Source organism: Pseudonocardia charpentierae (assembly GCF_031845345.1).
In the GTDB taxonomy this organism is placed as follows: domain Bacteria; phylum Actinomycetota; class Actinomycetes; order Mycobacteriales; family Pseudonocardiaceae; genus Pseudonocardia; species Pseudonocardia charpentierae.
Map to the genome: position 1 here is coordinate 41,873 of NZ_JAVREJ010000009.1, position 12,547 is coordinate 54,419.

Annotated in this window: 8 protein-coding genes; 7 read left to right on the forward strand and 1 reads right to left on the reverse strand. The window is 71.7% G+C overall.

Annotated elements, in window-relative coordinates; all coding sequences use genetic code 11:
* The first annotated feature begins 213 nt into the window (after positions 1-213).
* The 6 genes from sbnA (at position 214) to RM445_RS14445 (ending at position 11,598) form a co-directional block, all read left to right on the forward strand.
* Positions 214-1,200, forward strand: a complete 987-nt coding sequence (sbnA, locus tag RM445_RS14420; RefSeq protein WP_311556753.1) for a 2,3-diaminopropionate biosynthesis protein SbnA — start codon at positions 214-216, stop codon at positions 1,198-1,200.
* 134 nt (positions 1,201-1,334) lie between these two features.
* Positions 1,335-5,315, forward strand: a complete 3,981-nt coding sequence (locus tag RM445_RS14425) for a Pls/PosA family non-ribosomal peptide synthetase (RefSeq protein WP_311556754.1) — start codon at positions 1,335-1,337, stop codon at positions 5,313-5,315.
* 36 nt (positions 5,316-5,351) lie between these two features.
* A complete protein-coding gene (locus tag RM445_RS14430; protein ID WP_311556755.1) occupies positions 5,352-8,657 on the forward strand; it encodes an amino acid adenylation domain-containing protein in 3,306 nt (1,101 codons plus the stop codon).
* Positions 8,658-8,698: 41 nt separating this feature from the next.
* The gene (locus RM445_RS14435; protein WP_311556756.1) at positions 8,699-9,703 is read left to right on the forward strand and encodes a TauD/TfdA family dioxygenase; all 1,005 of its coding nucleotides are present in this window, start codon (positions 8,699-8,701) and stop codon (positions 9,701-9,703) included.
* A complete protein-coding gene (gene sbnB, locus RM445_RS14440; protein ID WP_311556757.1) occupies positions 9,700-10,743 on the forward strand; it encodes a 2,3-diaminopropionate biosynthesis protein SbnB in 1,044 nt (347 codons plus the stop codon). Before RM445_RS14435 ends, sbnB begins: the two co-directional genes overlap by 4 nt.
* Before the next feature lie 153 nt (positions 10,744-10,896).
* Positions 10,897-11,598 carry a DUF2334 domain-containing protein gene (locus RM445_RS14445; RefSeq protein WP_311556758.1) on the forward strand — a complete coding sequence of 234 codons (702 nt, stop codon included), beginning with the start codon at positions 10,897-10,899 and terminating at the stop codon, positions 11,596-11,598.
* 13 nt (positions 11,599-11,611) lie between these two features.
* On the opposite strand, the gene RM445_RS14450 is transcribed toward RM445_RS14445, so the two are convergent.
* Positions 11,612-12,253, reverse strand: coding sequence for an MBL fold metallo-hydrolase (locus tag RM445_RS14450; RefSeq protein ID WP_311556759.1), 642 nt, complete (start codon positions 12,251-12,253; stop codon positions 11,612-11,614).
* Between the two features lie 34 nt (positions 12,254-12,287).
* Between RM445_RS14450 and purS the strand changes: the two genes are divergently transcribed.
* A complete protein-coding gene (gene purS, locus RM445_RS14455; protein WP_311556760.1) occupies positions 12,288-12,521 on the forward strand; it encodes a phosphoribosylformylglycinamidine synthase subunit PurS in 234 nt (77 codons plus the stop codon).
* The last annotated feature ends 26 nt before the right edge of the window (positions 12,522-12,547 follow it).

A 12,547-nucleotide genomic window follows, 5' to 3' on the forward strand; every position in this document is an offset into this window, starting at 1 on the left:
GGTCGCCGCGCGGAGGGAGCGCGCGGCGGCATGAGATGCAAGGGGGCACTGCATGGACCAGCTCGACGATCTCGACCCGCAGCCGTCCGTGACGGATGTCGGCGGTCCCTAGCCAGTTCCGTTCCCGGAGTCGGCGAACAGCGGTAGGCAAAGCAGCCGAGCCCACTCCGAACATATGGCTGAGCAGTCAATGTCGAACTGTATGGGGGCATCATGCCGATAATCTCCAGTCCTGAGGAGTTCAACGAAGACGGCCTGTACGTCGACCTTCGGTCGATCTTCGGCCATTCCCTCGCGCTGAAATGTGAGGGCTTCAACTTCGCCGGCTCGGTCAAGCTGAAGGCCGCGCTCGAGATGGTGGAGGCCGCGGAGCAGGACGGACGGCTCCGTCCGGGTGCATTCCTCGTGGAGTCCTCGTCAGGCAACCTGGGCGTGGCGCTGAGCGTGATCGCGGCAAGCCGCGGATACCGATTCCTCTGCGTGACCGACTCGCGCTGCAACCTGACGACCCGGCTGCTGATGGAGGCGCTGGGAGCCCGGGTCCAGATCATCACCGAGCCCGATCCGGTGGGTGGGCTGCTCGGTGCGCGCGTGAACTTCATCAAGGAGCTGTGCGCCGACGACGACCGGTACGTGTGGCTCAACCAGTACACCAACGCCAACGCCTGGAAGGCGCACTACCGCCGCACGGCGCCGTCGATCGCCCGGCAGTTCCCCAACCTGGACGTGCTCTTCGTCGGAGCCGGCACGACCGGAACGCTGATGGGCTGCGCCCGCTGGTTCAAGCAGCGGCGGCCCTCGGTGCGGATCGTGGCGATCGACCCGGTCGGCTCGGTCAGCTTCGGTGCTTCCCCGGCCCGCAGGATGATCCCGGGGCTGGGCATGAACATGCGCCCGCCGCTGCTCGACCCGTCCTTCGTCGATGAGGTGATCTACATCGAGGAGGCCGACACCATCCGCACCTGCCACCGCCTGGCCCGTCACGGATTCCTGTTCGGCGGCTCCACCGGCACGGTGGTCAGCGGGGCCATGAGCTGGCTTGCCGCACACGACGGCGACGACCTGACCGCGGTGGCCATCGCTCCCGACTTCGGCGAGCGCTACCTCGACACCGTCTACCAGACCAACTGGGTGGCCGACCTCTACGGCGCAGACGTCGTCCAGTCGGACGAGTTGGCGGCCGATTCCCAACTGGCCTGATCGCCACCGACCAGTCGGCACATTCGGTTCAAGGAGTTCATACGGTGGCAAGTCCGGTCGACGCTCGTACGGTCGCGCTACGCCGACCTGTCTCCGCCTCTGCGGAGGCGCCGCCCACGACGCGGGTGCCGCGGGTGTCGGCCGAGACCGGCGAGGCCCCTGCGGAGGTGCCGCCCACGACGCGGGTGCCGCGCGTGCCTGCCGAAACCGGCGAGGCCCCCGCGGAGACGCCGCCCACCACGAGGGTGCCGCGCGTGCCGCGGTCGGCTCCCCGGACCGCGATCGCCGCTCCGCCCACCGCGCCGACCACGCGGGTCCCCGTCCAGGCTCCGGGCGCTGCGGCGGCCGTTCCGCCGACGACGCGGGTGCCGCGGGTGCCGTGCGCGGCTCCCCGCACCACCGTCGTCGCTCCGCCCACCGTCGCCATCACGCGGGTCCCCGTCCCGGCGCCGGTGGTCACCCCACCCGCTCCGGCTGCCGTGCCGGCCCCGGCCACGGCTGCGCCGACCGGGACAGCAGCGGCGCTGGCCGAGGTGCTCGCGGGTGTGCTGAGCGTGGACCGGGTGTCCGTCGACGCCCACTTCTTCGACGACCTGGGTGCGGATTCGATGGTCATGGCCCGGTTCTGCGCGCAGGTGCGGAAGCGGGACGACCTGCCGTCGGTGTCGATCAAGGACGTCTACCGGCACACGACGATCGGCGGTCTGGCCGGCGCGCTGGCGCCCGCCGCGGCGCCTGTCGCCGTGCCCACCTCGGCTGCGTCGTCCGCCCCGATCGCCGACGCATTCGCCGAGGTGCTCGCGGGCGTGCTGGGTGTGGACCGGGTATCGGTCGACGCCCATTTCTTCGACGACCTGGGTGCCGACTCGATGGTCATGGCCCGGTTCTGCGCGCAGCTGCGGAAGCGGGACGACCTGCCGTCGGTGTCGATCAAGGACGTGTACCGGCACACGACGATCAGCGGACTGGCCGGCGCGCTCGCACCTGTCGTCGCGCCCGCCACGTCTGCGCCGTCTCCCGTCGCCGACGCGTTCGCCGACGCGTTCGCCGAGGTGCTCGCGGACGTGCTGGGCGTGGCGCAGGTGTCGGTCGACGCTCACTTCTTCGACGACCTGGGTGCCGACTCGATGGTCATGGCGCGGTTCTGCGCCCGGGCCCGCAAGCGCGACGACCTGCCGTCGGTGTCCATCAAGGACGTCTACGCGCACCCGACGATCAACGGTCTGGCCGCCGAGTTCGCGCCCGCCGCTTCGACCACGGCTGTCGCGCCGACCACGGCCGTCCCGTCCACGAGTGCGGGTGCACCCGTGCAGGCCGCGGCGCCCGTCCGGACCTCCGATCCCGTCGACGAGGCGGGGCCGCCGACCGGGACACCCCGCTACGTGCTCTGCGGGGCGTTGCAGCTCCTGATCTTCCTCGCCTACTCGGCGGTCGCCTCGGTGGTGGCCGTCCGCGGTGTCGAGTGGGTCACCGGCGCCGTCGCCGTGGCGGACGTCTACCTGCGGTCGGTGGCGTTCACCACCGGGACCTTCGTCGCGCTCTGCTTGCTGCCCATCGTGGCGAAGTGGGTGCTGATCGGCCGGTGGCGGCCGAGGCAGTTCCGGGTCTGGAGCATGGCCTACCTCCGGTTCTGGGTCGTCAAGGTCCTCATCCGGTCGAACCCGCTGGCTGCCTTCGTCGGCTCGCCGATCTACGTGCTGTACCTGCGCGCGCTGGGCGCGAAGATCGGCAGGGACGTCACGATCCTCTCCGGCCCCGTGCCCGCCTGCCCGGACCTGCTCACCGTCGGCGACGGCACGATCGTCCGGAAGGAAGCCCTCGTCAGCTGCTACCGGGCCCACGACGGCGTGATCCAGACGGGTGCGGTCACCCTCGGCCGCGACGTGCTCGTCGGCGAGAAGACGGTCCTCGACATCGGGACGTCGATGGGCGACGGCGCTCAGCTGGGCCACTCGTCGTCGCTGCACAGCGGGCAGGCGGTGCCGGCAGGCGAGCACTGGCACGGTTCGCCCGCCGAGCGCACCGATGTCGACTACCGGACGGTCGCGAACGAGCCCCGCAGCGTCGTGCGGAGGGTCGCATTCCCGGCCGTGCAGCTGCTGAGTCTGCTCGTGTCCCTGCCGCTGGGGCTCGCGGTCGTGCGCCTGCTGTACCTCGAGTTCCCGGTCATGGCCCAGCTGCTGGACGACGGGACGGCGGCGCTGCAGCGCGGCAACTTCTACCTCGAGGTCCTGATCGTCTCGACGGTGCTCTTCTTCGGCGCCATCCTGATCGGATTCGTCGTCGTCGTCACCGTTCCCCGGTTGCTGAACCTGTTCATCACGCCGGACCGGGTGTACCGGCTCTACGGCTTCCACTACCTGGTGCACCGGCTGATCGCCGCGCTGAGCAACCAGAAGTTCTTCACCGAGCTCTTCGGTGACAGCTCCTACATCGTCGGCTACCTGCGCAGCATCGGGTACAAGCTCACCCCGGTCGTCCAGACGGGGTCGAACTTCGGCATGGCAGTGCAGCACGAGAACCCGTTCCTGAGCGCGGTGGGTCGCGGGACGGTGGTGGCCGACGGGTTGTCGCTCCTCAACGCCGATTACTCCAGCACGTCCTTTCGGGTGTCGCGGGTGTCGATCGGCGGCGAGAACTTCCTCGGCAACCACATCGCCTACCCCGCGCAGGGCCGCACGGGTGACAACTGCCTGCTCGGAACGAAGGTCCTGGTCCCGATCGACGGCGAACTCCGGGAGGGCGTGGGCCTGCTGGGCTCGCCCAGCTTCGAGATCCCGCGGACGGTCGCGCGCGACAGCAACCTCGACGTGGCGGACCCCGACGAGCTGCGCCGCAACCTGGCCGCCAAGAACCGGCACAACGCCGTCACCGTCCTGCTGCGCCTGCTGTCGCGGTGGGGCCACATGTTCGTGCTCACGCTACTGACGCTGGGCGCGCTGAACCACTACCAGGCGTGGGGCGCGCTCGCCTTCGTGCCGCTGACGATCGTCGGCCTGCTGTTCACCGTCGTCTACTTCGTGGCGGTCGAGCGGGCCGTCGACCGCCTCCAGGTCCTGGCGCCGCAGGGCTGCTCGATCTACGACCGTGCCTTCTGGCGCCACGAACGGGCCTGGAAGGTGCCGTCGGAGACGTACTACAAGGCGTTCGACGGCACCCCGTTCAAGACCCTCGTCTGGCGGATGCTGGGGGTCCGGATCGGGCGCAGGGTCTTCGACGACGGGTGCACCTTGACCGAGCGGTCGTTCGCCGCCGTCGGCGACCACTCCACGCTCAACGCCGGCAGCACCATCCAGTGCCACTCCCAGGAAGACGGCGCCTTCAAGTCCGACCACACCGTCGTCGGAGCGGGGTGCACCCTCGGAGTCGGCTCGTTCGTCCACTACGGCGTGCGGATCGGCGACGGCGCCGTGCTCGCCCCCGACTCCTTCCTCATGAAGGGCGAGGAGATCGCCCCGCACGGGCGCTGGGGCGGAAACCCGGCCATCGAGATCTTCGACACCCTTCACGACCTGCGTGACGTCCTCGGCACGGCGGCCACCGGGCTCTCCGGTCGGCCGGACGGCGGGTGGGCGGAGCCGTGGGGACCTGACGGCCGGCCCGGACGTCAGGTCCCGGCGCGCCGCGTTCTGCGGTTGGCCGCCCCCGCCGCCCTGGGCACGCTGATCGTGCTGGCGCTGTCCGGAGGGACGGCGGTGGCGACGGGGATGTCGACACCGTTCGGGCCCGCGGTGGCTGCGCCGGTGCCCGCCGTGGCGGGGCCGACGACGCCTCCGCCGTCTAGCGCGCCGGTACCCGGCCCACCCGTCGAGTCGACGGTGGCACCAAAGCCGACGGCGACGACTGCTCCCGTGAAGCGCAGGATCTCCCGTCCGAACTCGACCTCCACCCGGACGACGGCGCGGGCGGCCACGACGGCGACCACGACGGCGACCACGACGGCGGCCGCGACGTCGGCCACGACTTCGGCCCGCGCGACCCCGACGACGCGGGCGACCACCACATCACCGCGGACGACCACGACGTCGCCGCGATCGACCACGACTTCGCCACGAGCCACCTCGACGGCGTCGACCACGAGCACGAGCGGCGACACCGGCGACGGCGAGAGGTGACGACGATTGAGGCACGGAGGTAAGGATCTGATGGGAATGCCTGCGAACGCCGGTCTGGAGTACTGGCAGGACGTGCTGGTCGCCGGAGGGTCCACCGTGATTCCGCGGTGGACCCTCGAACCGGTGCCGGGCGTCGGCGAGTGCACGGTGACCATTCCGCAGGAAGCCGTGCCGGCGCTGCGCGAGCCGGACGTGGCGTCGGGTGCGGTGCTGTTGGCCGCGCACGCGGTGGTCCTGGCGGCGTTGTCGGGGGAGCGCGACGTCGTGACCGGATACGTCGCCGCAGGTGGTCGGGTGTTGCCGTGCCGGTTGACGACCGACCCGGGACCGTGGCGGAGCGTGGTGAGCGAGGCGGCCCGGGCGGAAGGCGACCTGCTGACCCACGCCGAGGTCGAGGTCGAGGACCTGCGGCGCCGGCTGGGGGTGGCGGGGCCGTCGTTCACGACGATGTTCGACCCTGCGGGCGACGGTGACCTGGCGGCCGACGCCGTCCTGCGGGTCGGGGTGGTCGACGCGGCCGGCGGGCCGGCGTTGCTGTTGCGGTACCGGACCGACGTGCTCGACGGGGAGGCCGCTGCGCGCATCGCCGGCTACCACCTGACCGCCCTCACGCTGATCGCGATTGACCCCGACGCCGATCACCACGGCCAGACCCTGCTGTCGGGCGAGGAGCTGCGCTTCCAGCTCGACGGCCTGGCGGGTCCGCACCAGCCGTTGCCGGACCGGCGGTTCCACGAGCTGTTCGAGGACCGCGTGGCGGCGCATCCGGACGAGGTCGCCGCGGTGCACGCGGGCCGGGAGTGGAGCTACCGGGAGCTGAACGCCCGGGCGAACCGCCTCGGTCGCGCGCTGCTGGCCCGCGGGCTCCAGCGCGAGGACGTGGTCGCGGTCGTGACCGAGCGCAACCTCGACTGGATGGCGTCGGTGCTCGCGGTGTTCAAGGCAGGCGGCGTGTACCTGCCGATCGAGCCCCACTTCCCGGCGGACCGGATCGCGAAGACGCTGACGCGGTCGGAGTGCCGGCTCGTGCTGACCGAGACCGGCAGCACCACCACGCTGGACAAGGCGATGGACTCGGTCCCCGAGGCCCGCCTCCTGCTGGTCGACGACGCCTATGAGGAATTCCAGGCTGCGGAGGACCACGCCGACGGGAACCTCGGTGTCGCGGTCGGGGCGGACCAGCTGGCCTACATCTACTTCACCTCCGGCTCCACGGGCGAGCCGAAGGGGGCGATGTGCGAGCAGGCGGGGATGCTCAACCACCTCCAGGCCAAGATCCACGACCTGGGAGTGGGCGAGGGGGCGGTCGTCGCCCAGATCGCGCCCCAGTGCTTCGACATCTCGCTGTGGCAGCTGGTGTCGGCGCTGCTGGTGGGCGGCCGGACGCTGCTCGTCGAGCAGGAGGTGATCCTCGACGTCGAGCGGTTCGTCGACACGATCACCGCCGGTCGGGCCAACGTCGTGCAGGTGGTGCCGTCGTACCTGGAGGCGGTGCTGTCGTACCTGGAGCAGCATCCCCGTGACCTGCCGGACCTGACCTGCGTGTCGGCCACCGGTGAGGCGCTGAAGATGGAGCTCGTGCAGCGGTTCTTCGCGGCACGGCCCGGGACCACGCTGGTCAACGCCTACGGGCTGACCGAGACCTCGGACGACACGAACCACGAGGTGATGCGCCGGGCCCCCGAGGGCGACCGGGTCCCGTTGGGGCCCGCGGTGCAGAACGTGGCGGTGTACGTGGTCGACGAGAACCTGGTGCCCGTGCCGCTCGGTGCCCCCGGCCTGATCTGTTTCTCCGGTGTCTGTGTGGGGCGCGGATACGTCAACGACCCCGAGCGGACCCGGGCCGTCTACCTGAGCGACCCGCACCGGAGTGGGACACGCATGTACAAGGGCGGCGACTACGGGCGGTGGTTGCCCGAGGGCAAGCTGGAGTTCCTCGGCCGCCGCGACTCGCAGGTCAAGATCTCGGGCTTCCGGATCGAGATCGGGGAGATCGACAACGCGCTGCTCAAGGTGCCGGGTGTCGACGACGCGGCCGTGGTGGTGGCCGAACGGCCCGACCGCGGCAAGTACCTCGTGGCCTTCTACGCCGGTGCGGCGGCGATCGAGGTCGAGGTGCTGCGGGAGTGGTTGGGCAGGTCACTGCCGCACTACATGGTGCCGGTGTCGTTCCACCGCCGGAACAAGCTGCCGCTCACGGCCAACGGCAAGATCGACGCGAAGGCGTTGACGGCGCTCGCCACGGAGCTGGAGGTCGTCGAGGAGGCGGGGGATCCGCCGCGCACGCCGGCCGAGCAGCGGGTAGCGGCCGCCTACGCGAGCGTCCTCGGAGTCGCCGAGGACCAGATCGGCCGCCTCGACCACTTCTTCGACCGCGGTGGTTCGTCGCTGTCGGCGGTGAAGCTGGCCATCGCGTTGAAGAAGACGGTCTCGCTCAAGGACGTCACGCGCTACCCGGTGCTGGCCGACCTGGCCGCGTTGATCGACGGTCGGGCCGCGGCGGACGCCGGGAACGCCCCGGGGTCGGGCGACGGCGTCGCCGAAGTGCGGGCGGGGCTGTTGCAGGTGCTCGCGGAACCCGACGGTGTCCCGGCGAGTGCGTTGATCTGCTTCCCGTACGCGGGTGGGAACGCCGTGAACTTCGAGCCGATGGCCCGGGCCCTGCGTCGGGGCGGGGTGGCGGTGTACGCCGTCGAGCTGCCCGGGCACGACCTGGCTGCGGAGCGCGAGCCGTTCGCGTCGGTCGAGCAGGTCGTGGGGCAGGTCGTGGAGCAGGTCGTGGAGGAGGTCGCCCGCCGGGGTGCGACCGACATCCTGCTGTGGGGCCACTCCTCGGGCACCGCCCTGGCCGTGGCGGCGGCCCGCGCTCTCGAGGAGCGGGGCGTGCCGGTGCGGAGGGTGTTCCTGGGCGCCCAGCTGCTCGGTGACGCCGACCGCCGTCGGGCGGCTGTGGCGGAGCTGTCCGGCCTGACCGACACCGACATCGCGGCTCGGCTCGCGACCGACGGCGGCTACACGGCCCTCGGGGAGCTCGACGCCCAGCGCGCCGGGCACGTCGGCGCCGCCTATCGGCACGACTGCACGTCGGCCCACCGCTTCTTCCTCGACGCGCTCGAGACCCCACCCGCCACGAAGCTGGCGGCACCGGTCACCGTCGTCGTCGCCGACGACGACCCGAGCACGGCCGACCACGCCCGGCGGCACGGCGAGTGGCGGCTGCTCACCGACGAGGTCGACCTGCGGCAGCTCGCCGACGGCGGCCACTACTTCCTGCGCACCCGACCCGCCCAGGCCGCGGAGGCCGTGTTGCAGGCCGCCGCGCTCTCCCCCTCCTTCGCGTAGTCCCGACCGATCGACCACAGACGACCTGAAAGGACATCGACATGTCGTCCTCACTTTCCAGCTCCGCACTCGCGGTGGAGCGGGCCCCCCGCAAGCCGCCGCTGCTGCGGGTCGCCACCCCGGGTGACCCGACCGCTTGGGCGGTCGCGCACCGCGACGCGCTGCGCGCCACGGTGCGCGAGAACGGCGTGGTCCTGGTCCGCGGGCTCGGGCTCCGTGACGCGGCCGCGGTGGGCGCGGTCTTCCGCGGCCTGGCCGGCACCGGCCTGATGGCCGAGCGCGAGTCCTTCGCCCCGCGGCAGGCCCTCGGCGGAGGCGTGTACTCCTCGACCAAGTGGCCTGCCAACCAGCAGATGTGCATGCACCACGAGCTGAGCTACACCCTGCAGTTCCCCGGCACGATGATGTTCGCCTGCCTCACCGCGCCCGCCCAGGGGGGCGCGACCGCCGTGGTCGACTCACCGACCGTGCTCGACGCGCTGCCCCGGCCGCTGGCCGACCGGTTCGCGCGGGAGGGGTGGATGCTCACCCGCACGTACGGCGAGGAGATCGGGGCCGACTGGACCGAGGCGTTCGGGACCACGGACCGCGCCGCGGTCGAGCAGTACTGCCGGGCCAACGGCATCGAGTTCTCCTGGCAGCCCGACGGCGGGCTGCGCACGCGGCAGCGCCGCAGCGCGATCGTGCGACACCCGGTGACCGGGCAGTGGTGCTGGTTCAACCAGATCGCGTTCCTCAACCAGTGGACGCTGGCCGACGACGTGCGCGAGTACCTGGTCGAGCTCTACGGGGAGGACGGGCTGCCGTTCAACACCCGCTTCGGCAACGGCGAGCCGATCGGCAAGGACATCGTCGATCTGATCAACGGGATCAACGAGGCCAACACGGCCCGCGAGGCGTGGCGGCCCGGCGACCTGCTGCTGGTGGACAACATCCGCACCGCGCACGGCCGCGACGCCTACACCGGCCCGCGCGAGGTGCTCGTCGGCATGGCGGACCCGGTCGACCTGGCCGACTGCGCACCCACGACCGGGATGCCGCGATGAACGCCGACACGCGAGGGCCCGTGGTGCCGCCGTTCTCCGTGATCAGCGGCGCCCAGGTGCAGCGGGCGCTGCAGGGCCAGGAGAAGCAGATCACCGAGCTGGTCGAGGCCACCTACCGGTGGCACGGGGCGGGTGACTCGGTCAACCCGCCGTCGTACTTCCTGCGTTTCCCGGACCGCCCCTCCTCCCGGATCATCGCCCTGCCCGCCTCGATCGGCGGGCAGGTGCGGGTGGACGGGCTGAAGTGGATCTCCAGCTTCCCGGAGAACGTGGCCGCCGGGATCCCGCGCGCCTCGGCGGTGCTGATCCTCAACGACCACGAGACCGGCTATCCGTTCGCCGTCCTGGAGAGCTCGATCATCAGCGCCACCCGGACCGCGGCGTCCGCGGCCCTGGCCGCGGACCGGCTGAGCCAGGGACGGTCGCGGCCCACCCGGGTCGGGTTCTTCGGGGTCGGCCTGATCGCCCGCTACATCCACACGTTCCTCACCGGAACCGGCTGGACGTTCGACGAGACCCACGTGTTCGACCTGTCAGCGGACAGCGCGGCCGGCTTCCGCGGCTACCTCGAGCAGTCCGGCACCCCGGGGCGGGTCACCGTGCACGACAGCGCCGAGGCGCTGATCCGGTCCAGCGACCTGGTCGTCTTCGCCACGATCGCCGGCGAACCGCACGTCCACGACGTGTCGTGGTTCGACCACAACCCGTTGGTCCTGCACGTGTCGCTGCGCGACCTCGCCCCGGAGGTCCTGCTCGCCTCCACCAACGTCGTCGACGACGTCGAGCACTGCCTCAAGGCGAACACCTCGCCGCACCTGGTCGAGCAGCGCACCGGCAACCGGGACTTCCTCGCCGGCACCTTGGACGACGTCATGGCCGGGCGGGTCACGGTCCCGGCGGACCGACCCGTCGTGTTCTCCCCCTTCGGCCTCGGCGTCCTCGACCTCGCCGTCGGGAAGTACGTCTACGACGAGATCGCCCGCCTCGGCGAGCTCAACGTGATCGAGGACTTCTTCCACGAGCTCAAGCGCTACGGCTGACGCTCGCGCCGCTCGGCGCCGGGTCGGTACCGGAGTTCCGGATGCCGGCCCGGCGACGACGGTGTTCCGGTGCGCGACATCCCGCGCTCACGTCGTGGAGACCTGCCGTTCCTGCAGGCAGGTTGAGATGAGAGCGTGGTTGGACGACTGATCGTGTCACTGCCCGTCGCGGACGACGCTCTCGCGGATGCCGAGTCGTTCGCCGATGCCCTCGCCGGCCGCGGCGTGTCGCTGTCCCTGCTGGTCCGGCCGGTGGGGCCGGAAGGCCCGCTGGCACCGAGGGCCCGACTCGCGGGGTGGCTCCGCGAGCGGCGCAGCGGCGGGGACGTGCTCGTCCTGCACGGCTACGACCACAGCCGCCGGCCGCTGGGCCCGCAGCACCGCATCCGCCGCGCCGAGTTCTCGGCGCTCCCCGCCCACGAGGCGACGCTGCGCCTCGCGGCGGCGCGCTGGGTCATGGAACGTGCCGGGCTGGACACCACGTCGTTCACCCCGCCCGGGTGGCGCGCCTCGCCCGGAACGCTGACGGCGCTGGCCGCGCGAGGGTTCGCGGTGTGCGCCGACGAGGGGGGCGTCCACCTGCTCGCGGCACCTGTCGCGGGACCGGTGCGCAGCCGGTTGCTCGGGTTCGAGACCGGTCCGCGCGGTCCGGAGGCCATGTGCGGCCGCCTGCTGATCGCGAAGGCCGCGCGGACGGCCCGGTGCGGCGGCCTGGTCCGGATCGCGGTGCGCCACGACGACCTCCGCCGGCCCGAGCGCCGCAACGCGGTGCTCGGCGCGGTCGACGTCGCGCTCGGCCACGGCGCGACGGGCGCGACCTACGACTCGATCACGACGGCCGCGCTCGCGGCCTGAGGCCGCGGTCCGGCTACAGCCGGGTGGGGGTGGCCGGGTCCAGGACCTGCACCGTGGTCTGCTCCGGCCCGAGCCGCTCGAAGTGCCCGTAGTACATGCCCGGCACGGAGAGGATCCCCTGGTGGATCGGCACCGCCGTCCGCGGGGCCACCTCTCGGAGGTAGGTCACGGCGTCCGACAGCTTCTGCCACGGCGCCGCCGTGGGCAGGAACAGCACCTCCAGCGGCTCGGCGGGCACCACGGTGAGGGCGTCGCCGGGATGAAGGTGCGTGCCGTCCACGAGGTAGGCGTTGTTCGGGATCACCGGGATGTCGGGGTGGATCACGGCGTGCCGACCGCCGAGCACCTCCACCCGCGCCCCGCCGATCTGCACGGCCGTGCCCGGCTCGACGATCTCGGGGTCCACGTCGATCTTCGTGGCACCGAGTTGCCCCGCCGTCCCGCTGTCGACGACCAGCCGCGCCTGCGGGTTCGCCTTCAGCAGGGCGGGCAGCCGTTCGGGGTCGAGATGGTCCGGGTGCTGGTGCGTGACCAGCACGGCGTCGATGCCCGTCAGCCCTTCGAAGTCGGCCGAGAAGTTGCCCGGGTCGATCAGCAGCCGGGCCGCACCGGTGTCGAGCAGCACGCACGAGTGTCCGAAGTGGGTGACCTCCATGGGCCCACTCTTCCACCACCGTAGGCTGGACGTCGTGGCCAGAGTTGTGGTGGACGTGATGCCCAAGCCCGAGATCCTCGACCCCCAGGGCCAGGCCGTCGCGGGGGCGCTGCACCGCCTCGGGGTGGCCGGCGTGACCGACGTGCGGCAGGGCAAGCACTTCGAGCTGGAGGTCGACGACGCCGTCGACGACGACACCCTGCACCGGATCGCCGGCAGCCTGCTGGCCAACCCCGTGATCGAGGACTGGCGGGTCACGCGGGCATGAGGGCGCGACATCTGCTTGTCAGGATG

What these genes read in the sequence shown, in the direction of transcription:
- sbnA (WP_311556753.1), top strand. Translation starts at nt 214, where the DNA reads ATGCCGATAATCTCCAGTCCTGAGGAGTTCAACGAAGACGGCCTGTAC.
- RM445_RS14430 (WP_311556755.1), top strand. Translation starts at nt 5,352, where the DNA reads ATGCCTGCGAACGCCGGTCTGGAGTACTGGCAGGACGTGCTGGTCGCC.
- RM445_RS14435 (WP_311556756.1), top strand. Translation starts at nt 8,699, where the DNA reads ATGTCGTCCTCACTTTCCAGCTCCGCACTCGCGGTGGAGCGGGCCCCC.
- sbnB (WP_311556757.1), top strand. Translation starts at nt 9,700, where the DNA reads ATGAACGCCGACACGCGAGGGCCCGTGGTGCCGCCGTTCTCCGTGATC.
- RM445_RS14450 (WP_311556759.1), bottom strand. Translation starts at nt 12,253, where the DNA reads ATGGAGGTCACCCACTTCGGACACTCGTGCGTGCTGCTCGACACCGGT.